12 protein-coding genes and 1 pseudogene are annotated in these 13,477 nt (G+C 72.2%); 7 read left to right on the top strand and 6 right to left on the bottom strand.

Features of this window, described 5'->3' with window-relative positions; all coding sequences use genetic code 11:
• Positions 1–240: 240 nt before the first annotated feature.
• The gene (locus tag CCN56_RS36785; RefSeq protein WP_218779489.1) at positions 241–1,821 is read left to right on the top strand and encodes a DUF1349 domain-containing protein; all 1,581 of its coding nucleotides are present in this window, start codon (positions 241–243) and stop codon (positions 1,819–1,821) included.
• A 235-nt stretch (positions 1,822–2,056) separates the two neighbouring features.
• Complete coding sequence (locus tag CCN56_RS36790) at positions 2,057–3,652, top strand: TROVE domain-containing protein (RefSeq protein WP_086832073.1); 1,596 nt, start codon at positions 2,057–2,059, stop codon at positions 3,650–3,652.
• A gap of 2 nt (positions 3,653–3,654) precedes the next feature.
• On the opposite strand, the gene CCN56_RS36795 is transcribed toward CCN56_RS36790, so the two are convergent.
• Positions 3,655–5,205: a serine hydrolase gene (locus CCN56_RS36795; protein ID WP_086832074.1), complete on the bottom strand. Its 1,551-nt coding sequence runs from the start codon at positions 5,203–5,205 to the stop codon at positions 3,655–3,657.
• 104 nt (positions 5,206–5,309) lie between these two features.
• Between CCN56_RS36795 and CCN56_RS43995 the strand changes: the two are divergent.
• The 3 genes and pseudogenes from CCN56_RS43995 to CCN56_RS36805 form a co-directional block, all read left to right on the top strand.
• Positions 5,310–5,861: pseudogene (locus CCN56_RS43995) on the top strand (nitrilase-related carbon-nitrogen hydrolase); the annotation flags it as partial.
• A gap of 156 nt (positions 5,862–6,017) precedes the next feature.
• Complete coding sequence (locus CCN56_RS44000; RefSeq protein ID WP_218779490.1) at positions 6,018–6,815, top strand: thymidylate synthase; 798 nt, start codon at positions 6,018–6,020, stop codon at positions 6,813–6,815.
• Entirely contained in the window at positions 6,812–7,363 is a 552-nt protein-coding gene (locus CCN56_RS36805) for a dihydrofolate reductase (protein WP_086832076.1), read from the top strand. Before CCN56_RS44000 ends, CCN56_RS36805 begins: the two co-directional genes overlap by 4 nt.
• Positions 7,364–7,367: 4 nt before the next feature.
• Here CCN56_RS36805 and CCN56_RS36810 read toward each other — a convergent pair whose 3' ends face one another.
• The 5 genes from CCN56_RS36810 to CCN56_RS36830 all read right to left on the bottom strand — a co-directional run bounded on the left by CCN56_RS36810 (position 7,368) and on the right by CCN56_RS36830 (position 11,124).
• On the bottom strand, positions 7,368–8,435 hold the full coding sequence (locus CCN56_RS36810) for a HEAT repeat domain-containing protein (protein WP_086832077.1): 1,068 nt from the start codon (positions 8,433–8,435) through the stop codon (positions 7,368–7,370).
• Positions 8,436–8,441: 6 nt separating this feature from the next.
• Positions 8,442–9,110, bottom strand: coding sequence for a HEAT repeat domain-containing protein (locus CCN56_RS36815; RefSeq protein ID WP_086832082.1), 669 nt, complete (start codon positions 9,108–9,110; stop codon positions 8,442–8,444).
• A gap of 86 nt (positions 9,111–9,196) precedes the next feature.
• The gene (locus tag CCN56_RS36820) at positions 9,197–9,724 is read right to left on the bottom strand and encodes an NUDIX hydrolase family protein (RefSeq protein WP_086832078.1); all 528 of its coding nucleotides are present in this window, start codon (positions 9,722–9,724) and stop codon (positions 9,197–9,199) included.
• A gap of 137 nt (positions 9,725–9,861) precedes the next feature.
• Entirely contained in the window at positions 9,862–10,245 is a 384-nt protein-coding gene (locus CCN56_RS36825; protein WP_086832083.1) for a VOC family protein, read from the bottom strand.
• A 129-nt stretch (positions 10,246–10,374) separates the two neighbouring features.
• Positions 10,375–11,124: a GntR family transcriptional regulator gene (locus tag CCN56_RS36830; protein WP_256962364.1), complete on the bottom strand. Its 750-nt coding sequence runs from the start codon at positions 11,122–11,124 to the stop codon at positions 10,375–10,377.
• Positions 11,125–11,390: 266 nt separating this feature from the next.
• Between CCN56_RS36830 and CCN56_RS36835 the strand changes: the two genes are divergently transcribed.
• Both CCN56_RS36835 and CCN56_RS36840 read left to right on the top strand, forming a co-directional pair.
• Positions 11,391–12,536 (top strand): ABC transporter substrate-binding protein, encoded by a 1,146-nt coding sequence (locus tag CCN56_RS36835; protein ID WP_086832080.1) that lies wholly within the window; start codon positions 11,391–11,393, stop codon positions 12,534–12,536.
• Complete coding sequence (locus tag CCN56_RS36840) at positions 12,536–13,429, top strand: ABC transporter permease subunit (RefSeq protein ID WP_086832081.1); 894 nt, start codon at positions 12,536–12,538, stop codon at positions 13,427–13,429. The genes CCN56_RS36835 and CCN56_RS36840 overlap by 1 nt, the downstream gene beginning before the upstream one ends.
• The last annotated feature ends 48 nt before the right edge of the window (positions 13,430–13,477 follow it).

A 13,477-nucleotide genomic window follows, 5' to 3' on the forward strand; every position in this document is an offset into this window, starting at 1 on the left:
GGTGCGGACAGCCGGGCACCGGACATCAGGTAGGTCAGGGCGAGCAGCACGATCCCGGAGCCGAGGAACCCCGCGGCGTACAGGATCGTGAAGCGCCGTCCGACAGTTCCGCCCCGCAGCATGCCCATGCTCCCCTTCCCGCGCGTGTCCGGCCGGATCCAGCATGCCCCGCCGCACCTAACAGCGAAGTGACAGGCACGGTTCGGACCCCGTCACGGCGTCCTGCGTACAACCGTGGTCATGTCTTCGACCCACGCAGTACTCCACGCGGTCCGCCGGGAGTGGACCGGTTTCCGCCGCCCGGGCCGGCTGATCGCCCTGGCGGCGGCGATGCTGGCCGTCATCGTCCTCGGCCTGCTCTACGCGTCAGGCAACCACGCGTCCTGCGACGGCCCGTGCCCCGCCGATCCGACCGGGCCGGACGGCTCCCTCGTCAACGACCAGTTCTCCTATCTGCACCGGGAACTGGGCGAGAACGGCGGCATCACGGTCCGCATGACGTCCATGTCGGGCACGATCACCTACCCGCCGCCCCACCACGACCGGATCGTCCCCGGTCTCGTGCCCTGGGCGAAGGCCGGGATCATCATCAAGGACGGGGTCCGCCAGGGCTCCTCGTACGCGGCGCTGATGGTCACCGGCGGCCACGGCGTGCGCATGCAGTACGACTACCTCCACGACATCGCCGGAAGCGGCGGCAACGGCGGCGAGGTCTCGGCCCGGACCCCGCGCTGGCTGCGGCTGACCCGGTCGGGCGACACCGTCACCGGCCACGAGTCCGCCGACGGCGAGCGGTGGACGAAGGTCGGCACGGCACGCCTGACGGGGCTGACCGGCACCGTACAGGTCGGCCTCTTCGCCACCTCTCCCGGCGACCTGACCCTGCGGCGCGTCGGCCTCGGCGGCGCCACGGAACAGGTGCGCTGGACCCAGGCCGCCGGCGTCTTCGACCACGTCGCCCTCAAGGGCACGGCCGCCGCCGCGGGCTGGCGGAGCGACACCGTCGGGGAGGCGAACCGGACCGACTGGGAGAAGCGGGTCCGGGCGTCCGGAGCGGTGGAGAGGAACGGGACGGTCACCGTCACCGGCTCCGGCGACATCGGTCCGGCGGGCGCCGAGGACGGCGCCCGGCCCGTGGAGCGCACCCTCGGCGGCCTGGCCCTCGCCCTCCTCGTCGTGCTCGTGGTCGCGGTGCGGTTCGCCACCACCGCGTACCGCCGCGAAGCCACGGGCGGCGCGCCGGTCACCCGCGCGGAACTCACGGCCAAGGCGATCGTCGTCGCGGCCGTCACGTTCGTGACCGGTCTGCTCGCCGTCGGCATCGTGATACCCGTCGGCGTGACGATCCTGAAGGGGAACGGCATCCCCGTCCTCGGGGCGTCCGCGCTCACCGGGACGCGGGTCGTCGTCGGCACGGCCGCGGCGCTCGCCCTCGCCGCCGTGCTCGCCCTCGCGCTCGGCGCCCTGCTGCGCCGCGCCCGGGCCGCGCTCCCCGTCGCCGTCCTGGCCCTCGCCGTCCCGTACGTGGTGACCTCCTTCCCGCTGCTTCCCGACGGCCTTTCACAGTGGCTCCTGCGCATCACCCCGGCCGCCGGCTTCGCCACCCAGCAGTCCCTCGTCGCCCATCCGCAGGTGCTCGCCCACTACGCGCCCTCCACCGGCTACTTCCCCCTTCCCTGGTGGGCCGGAGCCGGCGTACTGAGCGCGTACGCGGTGCTGCTGCTGGGCCTTGCCCTGAAGGCCTGTCCGGCGGGTCAGGGCCGGACAGGCCCCGGCCGGCTGCCGGGGGCGAGCGGCCGACGGAGCCGGGACCCGCGTTAATCGGTGGTGTGCGGCGCGGCGGACCTTGTAGGTTGGCGGAGCGACCGCGCCTCCGATGCGCTCGGCTGCGGCTACTTCCTTCCGAAAACACAAGTGACGCCGCCGCCTTCTCAGATCTCGGCGGGCGCGGGCGCCTTCGCCCCGCCGGACATCGTGCCCGGGGCTCCCGAACCCTTTGAATCCGGGGGATTCACTGCCTCGTCACACCCCGCGCGTCTCCAAGACGTGGTCCGACATGCTCGTGGCCCCGCACGTCCTGGCGGCCGCCCGCGCCATGCCCGCGTCCTCACCACGGCTCCACCACCGGCCCGGCGAGCCGGACTTCCGCACCTACGCGGGCGGTCCGGCCTTCGTCCGGGAGCCCCGCGACGAGCTCTTCCTCCTCGCCGTCGGCAACCTCGTCTCCCAGCGGACCTTCTACGAGAGCGGCGAGGAGCGCGACGAGCGGTACACCCGTCTCGTCGGCGAACTCGCCGTCCAGGACCCGGAGTGGACGGCCGGTCTGCTGCGCTGGCTGCGCGGCGAGGGCAACCTGCGCACGGCGTCCCTCGTGGGCGCCGCCGCGTACGTCAGGGCCCGGCTCGAGGCCGGGGCGACCGGCGGCCCGTCCAACCGGTCCGTGATCGACTCCGTGCTCCAGCGCGCCGACGAGCCCGGCGAACTGCTCGCCCACTGGATCGCGGCGTACGGGCGGAACGTGCCGCAGCCCGTGAAGCGGGGCGTCGCCGACGGCGTACGCCGCCTGTACACGTCCCGGTCCCTGCTCAAGTACGACACCGCGTCCAAGGCCTTCCGCTTCGGCGACGTGCTCAACCTCGTGCACGCCACCCCCGACCCGGACAAGCCCTGGCAGGGCGCGCTCTTCCGGTACGCCCTGGACCGCCGCCACCACCCGGAGCAGGCGGTCCCGCCGGCCTCCGACCACCTTCTGACCGCCCACCGGGCGCTGATGGAGTCGGCGGCGGACGAGCGGCGGGCCCTGGTGACCGGGCCGGGCGGCTCCGAACGCCTTGCCGCGGCAGGCATGACGTGGGAGGCCCTGGCGGGCTGGCTCCACGGACCGATGGACGCCGCCGTCTGGGAGGCCGTGATCCCCACGATGGGGACGATGGCGCTCCTCAGGAACCTGCGGAACTTCGACGAGACGGGAGTCTCGGACGAGGTGGCGGCCCGGGTCGCCGCCCGGCTCTCGGACGCCTCCGAGGTCGCCCGTTCCCGGCAGTTCCCCTTCCGCTACCTGGCCGCCCACCAGCACGCGCCGTCACCGCGCTGGGCGGCCCCGCTGGAACGGGCCCTGGGCCACTCCCTGGCCAACGTGCCCGCCCTGCCAGGCCGGACCCTGATCCTGGTGGACCGGTCCGACTCCATGTTCTGGGACACGGTCTCGGAGCGGTCCACGCTGACCCGCGCGGACGCGGCCGCCGTGTTCGGCACCGCGCTGGCCATGCGCGCCGAGCAGGCTGACCTGGTGGAGTTCGGCTGGGGCAGCGCGGCGGTGCCGTTCGCCCCGGGCGAGCCGGTGCTCGACGTGCTGAAACGCTTCCGCAGCATGGGAGGCACATACACCGCGAAGGCGGTACGGAAGCACTACCAGGAGCACGACCGGATCCTGATCGTCACCGACGAACAGACCGCCCCGTACGCGCCTGCCGTTCCGACCGAGACGGTCCCGGCCCGCATCCCCGTGTACACCTGGAACCTGGCGGGATATCAGCCCGCCCACGGCCCCACGGGCCGCCACCGGCACACCTTCGGCGGCCTCACGGACGCCGCGTTCCGCATGGTCGGGCTCATCGAGGCGGGCCGCGAGGCCACTTGGCCATGGAGGTGACGTCAACTGCCGTTGGCGCGGATGAACTTGCCCAGGCCCTCGTGGTTCAAGTATTCGACGGTGAAGGACTTTCCGTCCGGGGTGAAAGTGACCCCGGTGAGGCCTACGGCGTTCTCGCCGGCCGTCTGGAAGCTGAACGTGTCGCCGGCGTAGTGCGTGAGCCGGTACGACTGCGGCTTCGGGCCCAGCTGGAGCGTCAGGGCGCCGTCCGTGCCCGCGACGACCTTCGCCTGCCCGTAGTAGGGGTTCTCGAACGTGCCCGCGTACGTGTCGGCGGCCTTCGCCGGCGCTGCGCCGGACGGCGGGTGGGCGTAGTCGGTCTTCGACCGGAGCGCGTCCGTCTGCTGCTGGTACACCGAGTCCACGAGGGGGATCCAGTCACGGCTGACCTTGCCGGTCTGCGCGATGTCGAAGAAGTCGAGGGCGACGGCGTCGGCGACCCCGACCGGTGAGGCATTGGTCAGGACGACGATGCCGAGCTGCTCGCCGGGCAGCATCGTCACGTTGGTGTGCGCGCCCAGCTCGAACCCTCCGGTGTGCGAGAGCCTGAGCCGGCCCTCGTCGTCGTAACTCACGTTCCAGCCGAGGCCGTAGAAGCCGGTCCGGCCGGCCGGGGCGTGCGGCGGATTCGAGACCGACTCGGGCCAGTGGGTGCGCTCAAGGGCCTCGGCGTTGATGATCTGCTTTCCGTTCAGCTTGCCGTTGGCGAGCTGAAGGTTCAGCCAGGTCGTCATGTCACGGGCGCTGGAGCTGACTCCGCCGGCGGGGGACTGGGCGTCCGGGTTCCGTATGTACTGGGCCTTCCAGACGCCGTCGACCTTGGCGTGGCCCCAGGCCCGGTCGGTGGCCTTCGCGAAGTCGTCGAAGCGAGAACTGGTGGAGTTCATGCCGGCCGGCTTGTAGAGCGTGTCGGCGGAGAGCTTCTCCCAGGACACGCCCTTCTCGTTGGCGACCGCCTCTGCAGCGGCCGTGAGGCCGAAGTTGGTGTACGCGTAGCTGGCACGGAAGGGGGTGAGGGGCTCGTACCGCAGATGGGACAGGATGTACGAGCGGTCGTAGCCGAGGTCTTCGAGCAGGTCGCCCGCGTGGTCGGGCAGGCCGCTGCGGTGCGCGAACAGGTCGGCGGCCGTCACGTGGGAGGTGACCCACGGGTCCTTGAGCGCGAAGTCCGGCAGGTTCGGGGCGACCGGCTTGGCCCAGCCGTCGACACCGATGGCCCCGGCCATCACGGTGGAGGCGACCGGCTTCGACACGGAGGCCAGTTGGAACACGGTGTCGGCGTCGACGGTGGCGCTCTCGCCGACCTTCCGTACGCCGTAGCCCTTCAGGTAGATCACCTTGCCGTCGTGGACGACTCCGACGGCGACGCCCGGCACGCCGGTGCGTTTCATGGCGTCCTTGACGACTGCGTCGAGCTGGTCGACGGCGCGCTGCACATCGGCGTCGTCGAGCTGGGGCGGGGGTTGCGGTGGAGGCGGTGTGGGGCTGGGTGCCGCGGCGCCTACAAGCGCCGCCGCCAGTCCTGCCGCGGCAAGCCATCGAACGGTGCTCATATCTCCATTCAAAGTCCTGCCCCGACGTCTGTCGCGCGCTGCCCGACCCGTACCCCGTCGCGGCCTGCTTGCCGATCGGCGGCGGTGTTCCTGGCGTCGGGGGCATGACTCCGACCTCTGACGGGCCCCGCCGCGCCGTGATCGGCGCGGTCGAGCGCCAGGGCTCCCCCCTGTACTGCGTGGCGCTCTTCTTCGGCCCCGACGGCTACCTCGGCCTGCACCGCAAGCTCATGCCCACCGCCGCCGAGCGCTTCCTGTGGGGCCAGGGAGACGGCTCCACCCTGCCCGTCGTCGACACCGGCACCGGACGCCTCGGCGCGGCCGTCTGCTGGGAGAACTACATGCCGCTCCTGCGCACCGCGATGTACGCCAAGGGCGTGGACCTGTGGTGCGCGCCGACCGTCGACGACCGCGACGCCTGGCAGGCCACCATGCGCCACATCGCCCTGGAAGGCCGCTGCTTCGTCCTCTCCGCCTGCCAGTACCTGCGCCGCGACGGCCTGCCGGACGACCTCCGCCCCGTCCAGGGCGAGGCGCCCGACACCGTACTGATCGGCGGCGGCTCCGTCATCGTCTCCCCGCTGGGCGAGGTCCTCGCCGGACCGCTGCGCGACGGCGAGGGCGTCCTGACCGCCGAACTCGACCTCGACGAGCTCGCACGCGCCCGTTTCGACCTCGACACCACCGGCCACTACGCCCGCCCCGACGTCTTCACCCTCCACGTCGACGAGACCGCCCGCACGACGGTGACCAGGCAATGGGCCCACCCGGCTGTCGAGGGTGGGAGGTGGCCGGCGGTAGACTCGGAGACCGTGGCGGATACCCAGTACGAAGACCTGTTGAAGACGGTGCTCACCTCGGGGACGGCGAAGGCCGACCGGACGGGCACAGGCACCCGGAGCATCTTCGGGCACCAGCTCCGCTACGACCTCTCGCAGGGCTTCCCGCTGGTCACCACCAAGAAGGTGCACCTCAAGTCCATCGTGTACGAGCTGCTGTGGTTCCTGCGCGGCGACTCGAACGTCGGCTGGCTCCAGGAGAACGGCGTCTCCATCTGGGACGAGTGGGCCGACGACAAGGGCGAGCTCGGCCCCGTCTACGGCGTGCAGTGGCGCTCCTGGCCCACGCCCGACGGCCGGCACATCGACCAGATCAGCCAGCTCCTCGACACGCTGCGCCGCGACCCGGACTCCCGCCGGATGATCGTGTCCGCCTGGAACGTCGCCGAACTCGACCGGATGGCGCTCGCTCCGTGCCACGCCTTCTTCCAGTTCTACGTCGCCGACGGCAAGCTCTCCTGCCAGCTCTACCAGCGCAGCGCGGACCTGTTCCTCGGCGTCCCGTTCAACATCGCCAGCTACGCCCTGCTCACCCACATGGTGGCCCAGCAGACCGGCCTCGAACCGGGCGACTTCATCTGGACCGGCGGCGACTGCCACATCTACGACAACCACGTGGAGCAGGTGACCGAGCAGCTCACCCGCACCCCGTACGCGTTCCCCGAGCTGAAGCTGCGCAAGGCCGACTCGCTGTTCGACTACGCCTACTCCGACGTGGAGATCGTGGGCTACCGGCACCACCCGGCCATCAAGGCTCCGGTCGCGGTATGAGCACGCGCACGAACATCGGGCTCATCTGGGCGCAGACCCCCGACGGCGTGATCGGCGTCGACAACACGATCCCGTGGCGCCTCCCCGAGGACATGGCGCACTTCAAGGCGACCACCCTCGGTCACCCCGTGATCATGGGCCGCAAGACCTGGGACTCGCTGCCCGCCCGCTTCCGTCCCCTGGTGGGCCGCCGCAACATCGTGGTGACCCGGGACGCGCAGTGGACGGCCGAGGGCGCGGAGCGCGCGGGATCCGTCGAAGCGGCCCTCGCCCTGGCGGCGGGATCGACCGGCGCGGCCGGTGACCCGGCGGCCGGGGCGCCGGAACCGGCCGCCGAGGTCCTCGCCTGGGTGATGGGCGGGGGCGAGATCTACCGCGCCACCCTGCCGCACGCCCGGACACTCTCGGTGACGGAAGTCGACACCCCGGTCGTCGGCGACACCTACGCCCCCTCCCTCGACGCCGACTGGCGGATCGCGGAGGACACCGGCTGGCGGGACTCCACGACCGGCCTGCGCTACCGCATCCGCCGGTACACCCGGCCGTAGCCGGTCACGCGCCAGGGTCCGTCAGCGGGCCGTAGCCGGTCACGCCCCAGGGTCCGGCAGCGCGCGTCTCGCGCATCCCCAGGACGTACGTGGCGGTCAGCGCGACGGCGCGGTCCTCGTCGTGGGACAGCTCCGTCAGCGCGTCCGACGCCGTCGTTCCCGGGATGTCCGCGAGGGCCTGCGCGAGGCGCCGGCGCGCGGACGGCTGCGCGGCGGAGTGGGCGAGGCGCTCGACGAGCAGACCGGTGATCCGGTCCGCGAGCGCGGGACGGCCCGCCAGCGTGCCCAGCGCGTCGGCCGCGTCGACGTCGTTCACCTCCTCGACGACCATGTCGACGAGCGTCGGGACCGCGTCGGCCACGTCGCGCGCCCCCAGCTCCAGGGCGGCGCACCTCCGCACCGCGACGTCGGGGTCCGCGAGGGCCTCCCGCAGCAGGGCGGTCGCCTCGCCGCCCGGGAGCTCGGCGACGGACCGGACGGCACGTCTGCGTACCTCGGCCACCGGTGAGCCGAGGCCGCGCGCGAGGAGCGGCAGCCCGCCGTCGCCCGAGCGCGCCAGGGCCCAGCGGAGGGCGCCCTCGACGATGGGGTCCGCCTCGCCCAGTACCGCCTCGACCAGCGCCTCCACCGGCACCGGGACCTCTTCGGCCGAGGACGCCGAGGACAGGGCCGCGCGCTGGCGCGTCCCGGGGCTGTGCGAGCCCAGCGCCTGGAGGAGGGCGACGATCTGGAGGACGTCCTGCCAGCCGGCGGGCTCCGCGGAACCGATCCGGCGCAGCCGGGTGAGCAGCTCCGTCTCGGCCGCGATGCGGCCCTGCGACTGGCGGATGAGGTCCTCGACGAGCTCCGAGGGCGCGAAGCCGGGATCGTCGAGCGCGCGCCCGACCTCCCGCAGGGAAAGCCCCAGGGACCGCAGGCTCTCGACGTGGAAGATGCGCCGGATGTCCTCGTCCGCGTACTCCCGGTAGCCGGCGCCGGTACGGCCCGTCGGCCGCACCAGGCCGAGCGCCTCGTAATGCCGGAGCATGCGGGCACTGACCCCGGAGTACCGCGCCACCTCACCGATCAACACCGTCCGTCACTCCTCCTGGCCGGTCGTGCCGAGGGCCACGATCCGCTTCGCCTCCTCGACGGCGAAGTCGAATCCGGCGTCCGGGTCGCGCGCCAGCTTCTCCGTGGCGATCGCGTGCTGTCGTACGTGCGGGCGGGAATCCGACATCGCCGCGCGCAGGACCGGCGTCATCGCCTCGCCGAGCGCGATCAGCGCACGGCTGAGGCTCAGCCGCGTCTCGCGCCCGCCCCGCCCGAGCTGGGTCGCAAGGACCCGGGCCAGGCCGGACTGCTCGCCCTCGGGCACGAGCACGACCGCCGCCCGCCAGGCGCTGCGCGCCACCTCGTCGTCGGCGTCGGTCATCAGCTCCCGCGTGATCGCCGGCCAGGCCCGCCCGTCCCCGATCTTGGACAGGGTGTGCAGGGCCTGGCTCCGGGCCTGGGCGAGCTCCGAGCGGAGCTCGCCCAGGAGCCGGGGGAGCGTCAGCGCCGACGCGTGGCGGGTGAGCGCCCAGGTGAGCATCTCGCGGACCTGGAAATCGGGCTCGATCGCGCAGCGTCCGACGAGCGCGTCGACGCAGCGCGGGTCCGGGGCCGTGCCCACCGCGAGCGCGGCCCGCAGTCGCACCGACGAGCTGTCGCTCTCGAGCCCCCGCAGGGCCCGCGTCATCTTCGTACCCTCGTTCGTCATGGTCATCGGGACCACCTCCTCGGGCACAGCGAAGACCTTGTCACCGTGTCAAGGTCAAGCCGAATCGCGCGGGGGCCCTGCGGGGCGGGGGCTCAGTAGGCGTGCCCGACGTGGGCGAGGGCCTGCTTGAGGAGTGTCCCCTGGCCGCCGGGCATCTCGTTCTGCACGGCCGGGGAGGCCGCTTCCTGCGGGCTGAACCAGACCAGGTCGAGCGCGTCCTGCCGCGGGCGGCAGTCGCCGGTGACCGGGACGACGTACGCGAGGGACACGGCGTGCTGGCGCGGATCGTGGAAGGGGGTGATGCCGGCCGTGGGGAAGTACTCGGCGACGGTGAAGGGCTGCAGGGAGGCGGGGACGCGGGGCAGGGCCACCGGCCCGAGGTCCTTCTCCAGGTGGCGCAGCAGGGCGTCACGGACGCGCTCGTGGTGCATGACCCGGCCGGACACCAGGGTGCGGCTGATCGTTCCTTCGGCGCCGATCCGCAGGAGCAGTCCGATGCTGGTGACTTCGCCGCTGTCGTCCACGCGCACGGGGACGGCCTCGACGTAGAGGATCGGCATCCGGGCCCTGGCTGTGCCCAGTTCGTCCGTGGTCAGCCAGCCGGGCGTGGTCTCAGTCATGTCAGACATCGCTTGATCATACTTTCCAGGCGGTGACTCGGCCCGGACGGCGTGTCTGCCGACCGGGTGGGAGTCCGGATGGGGCGTCGCGGGCCGGTCCGGTCCCCGCGCGTGTCCGGGGGGCGGCGGTGCGGCGGTCAGAGGGGCTTGAGCCGCTGGTGCAGGAGGCAGAACTCGTTGCCTTCCGGATCGGCCAGGACGTGCCAGTTCTCGGCGCCGCTCTGGCCGACGTCGACGGGCTCGGCGCCGAGCGCGAGCAGCCGCTCCAGTTCGGCGCCCTGGTCGCGGTCGGTGGCGTTCACATCGATGTGCAGCCGGAGCTTCCCGGTCCGCGGCTCGCTGCTGGGGCTGAGGATGAGAGTCGGCTGCGCGCCGCCGAAGCCGACGCCGGGCGGCCCGAGCTCGATGCTTCCGTCGTCCTCCCGACCGACCTCGACGTAGTCGAGGACCTCGCTCCAGAACGCGGCGAGCCGCTCGGGGTCGGCGCAGTCGAGGACCAGCTCACTGATGCGGGATGCCATGCCGGCGAGTGTACGTGGCGACCCGTCGTGACGCACCGTCATATGGGCTTCGTCAAATGCCGTTTGACTGACGGAAAACGGTGGGCTCCTCGGTCCCGCCCGTGACCGCCGACGCGCCCTCGCCGGACCTCACATCAGCAGCGAGCCGGGGTCCCGGACCAGCGGGGCCGTGCCCACCGAGTTGCTCACGTTGAAGGTGACGCTCCCCGCGCGGTAGCGGTCCTCGGTCCACTCGATGGGGCGGCCGTCCTGGTTGCTGGTGAGGTGCCGCTGCCGGAGGAGCGGGCTGCCCCGGCGGACCCGGAGCAGACGGGCGTCGTCGCTCCCGGCGGGCACCGCGTCGATGAGGTGCTCGCCGTAGTGGGCGACGATCCCCGCGTCCTCGGCCATGCTGTCCATGATCGAGGGGCAGTCGACGGGCAGGGACTCGACGGTGGGCGCGACCCACTCCGCGTACGCCGTGCGCTCCAGCATCACCGGTTCGTCGTCCAGGGAGCGCAGGCGCAGGACGTCGAGGACCCCGGCCCCTTCCGGGAGGGCCAGGCGGCGCGCCTCCTCGGGCGTGGCCGCGCGGCGCTCGCGACGGAGGAAGCGGCTCGCCGAGCGATAGCCCATGGTCCGCGCCCACTGGGCGAAGCTGTGGAGCTCGGCGAAGCTGTGCCGGCGTTCCCTGCGGAGCACGATCCGGCGGGCGCCCTGGCGCGAGCCGATGATCCCCTCCGAGGTGAGCAGGGCGACGGCCTGGCGCACCGTGCCGCGTGACGCGCACCAGCGGTCGGCGAGGTCGCTCTCGGACGGCAGGCGGGCGCCGACGGGGTACTCGCCGCTGAGGATCGAGCGCCGGAGTTCCTCCGCGATCTCCACGTAGAGCGCCGTCACAGTTGCCCCCCATTTCGTACTTCGCTGTGCGCACCCGGTCACGGGGTGTGCTGTCCCGATGTCCACCCTAACCCGACGATCTGACGCCGTACGGATCCGTCGGTTCATCTCAAGTCCGCGGGGTTCACCCGTGGTTCACCACAACCGGCTCTTCCGGGAGGCGTTTGGATCTCGCCATGTCCCGTTCACTTTCCAGACAGGATGCGCGGGCGAACTAAGGGCGTCTTGTTCAGACAAGTTCCGTCACTTGCTTCTGGGAGAACCCCGTGCGCAGAACCCCCGTCGCCGCAGCCCTGCTCGGCGCCGTCGTCCTGACCACCCTCACCGCCTGTGGCGCCGCTCCCGAGGGCGCGGCCGGCACCGACGGCAAGGGTGCGAAGTCGGCCACCGCCGCCTCGGCCAAGGACTTCGGCGGCATGGACGCCCTCGTCAAGGCGGCGAAGCAGGAGGGCGCGCTGCACGTCATCGCCCTTCCGCCGGACTGGGCCAACTACGGTGAGCTGATCAAGGCGTTCGAGACCAAGTACGGCATCAAGGTCGAGAGCGAGAACCCCGACGCCTCCAGCGCCGACGAGATCGCCGCCGTCAAGTCCCGCAAGGGCCAGAAGCGCGCCCCCGACGTCCTGGACCTGGGCATCGCCTTCGCCCGCAGCGGCGCCGAGGAGGGCCTGTTCGCCCCGTACAAGGTCGAGGCCTGGGGCAAGATCCCCGACGCGCAGAAGGACGCCGACGGCCGCTGGTACAACGACTACGGCGGCTACGTCTCCATCGGCTGCGACGCCAAGCGCATCCCGAACTGCCCGAAGACCTTCGCCGACCTCCTCAAGCCCGAGTACAAGGGCAAGGTCGCCCTCAACGGCAACCCGACCAAGTCCGGCTCCGCCTTCGGCGGCGTGTACGCGGCCGCCCTCGCCAACAAGGGCTCCTTCGCCGACATCCAGCCCGGCATCGACTTCTTCGGCACGCTGCGCAAGAGCGGCAACTTCATCCCCGTCGAGTCCACCCCGGCCACGGTCGAGAAGGGCGAGACGCCCATCAGCATCGACTGGGACTACCTCAACGCCGGCTACGCCGACCAGTTCAAGGGCAAGGGCGTCGACTGGCAGGTCACCGTCCCCACCGACGGCGTGTACGCGCAGTTCTACTCCCAGGCCGTCAGCAAGGACGCCCCGCACCCCGCGGCCGCCCGCCTGTGGATGGAGTTCCTCTACAGCACCGAGGGCCAGAACCTCTGGCTCAAGGGCTACGCCCGCCCCGTCCTGCTGCCGGCCATGACCGCCGACGGCACCGCCGACAAGACCTTCGTGGCCAAGCTCCCCAAGGTCGACGGCACCCCCGCCTTCCCGGCCTCCGCCGAGCTCGACAAGGCCAAGGCCACCCTCGCCGAGAAGTGGGACAAGGCCCTCTCCTGATGTCCTCAGCCACCCCCACCGAGGGAACCGCCGGCGGCACCCGCCGCCGGCGGCGCGGCCCGCGCACCTGGCTCGCCGCCCTCCCCCTGATCGCCTTCACGGCCCTCGCCTTCGGACTGCCCCTCGGCGCCCTCCTGTTCGGCGCCGTCACCCGCACCGATCCGGCCACCGGCGCCACCGCCCTCACCGGCGAGCACCTGAGCCGCTCGCTCCAGGGCCCCTACCTCGGCTCCCTCCTCGGCAGCGTGCAACTCTCCGCGCTCACCGCCCTGATCGGCTCCGTCCTCGGCGTCCTCATCGCCCAGGCCGTCGTCACCTCCCGGTCCCGGGCCCTGCGCAGCGCCGTCCTCACCGCCTCCGGTGTCCTCGCCAACTTCGGCGGCGTTCCCCTCGCGTTCGCGTTCATCGCGACCGTCGGCATCTCCGGAGTGGTCACCCAGCTCGCCGACCTCACGAGCCTCGGCTGGAACCTGTACTCCTTCGGCGGCCTCGCCGTCGTCTACCTGTACTTCCTCATCCCCCTCATGGTCCTGGTGATCCTGCCCGCCCTCGACGGCCTGCGCCCCCAGTGGCGGGAGGCCGCGCAGAACGCGGGCGCCGGCGGATGGCAGTACTGGCGCCACGTCGGCATCCCGGTCCTCGCGCCCTCGCTGCTCGGCGGGTTCGTGCTGCTCTTCGGCAGCGCCTTCGCCGCCCACGCGACCGCCGCGGCCCTCGTCGGCGGCTCCGTCCCCCTGGTCACCCTGAAGATCGCGGACGCCCTCTCCGGCAACGTCCTGGTCGGCCAGGAGAACGTCGCCCTCGCCCTCGGCCTCGACATGATCCTGATCGCCGGCCTGGTCATGGCGATCTACCTCCCCCTCCAGCGCAGGAGCGCCCGATGGCTGCGATGACCCCCACCGCCCCGGACGTCACCCCGGAGTCCGGGGCGGTGGGGGTCA

The organism is Streptomyces sp. NRRL B-24572 (assembly GCF_002156145.1).
Taxonomy (GTDB): domain Bacteria; phylum Actinomycetota; class Actinomycetes; order Streptomycetales; family Streptomycetaceae; genus Streptomyces; species Streptomyces vietnamensis.

Coding starts and splice junctions, on each gene's coding strand:
- CCN56_RS36785 (WP_218779489.1), top strand. CDS start 241: ATGTCTTCGACCCACGCAGTACTCCACGCGGTCCGCCGGGAGTGGACC.
- CCN56_RS36820 (WP_086832078.1), bottom strand. CDS start 9,724: ATGACTGAGACCACGCCCGGCTGGCTGACCACGGACGAACTGGGCACA.
- CCN56_RS36840 (WP_086832081.1), top strand. CDS start 12,536: ATGTCCTCAGCCACCCCCACCGAGGGAACCGCCGGCGGCACCCGCCGC.
- CCN56_RS36815 (WP_086832082.1), bottom strand. CDS start 9,110: ATGACCATGACGAACGAGGGTACGAAGATGACGCGGGCCCTGCGGGGG.
- CCN56_RS36790 (WP_086832073.1), top strand. CDS start 2,057: ATGCTCGTGGCCCCGCACGTCCTGGCGGCCGCCCGCGCCATGCCCGCG.
- CCN56_RS36795 (WP_086832074.1), bottom strand. CDS start 5,205: ATGAGCACCGTTCGATGGCTTGCCGCGGCAGGACTGGCGGCGGCGCTT.
- CCN56_RS36825 (WP_086832083.1), bottom strand. CDS start 10,245: ATGGCATCCCGCATCAGTGAGCTGGTCCTCGACTGCGCCGACCCCGAG.
- CCN56_RS36805 (WP_086832076.1), top strand. CDS start 6,812: ATGAGCACGCGCACGAACATCGGGCTCATCTGGGCGCAGACCCCCGAC.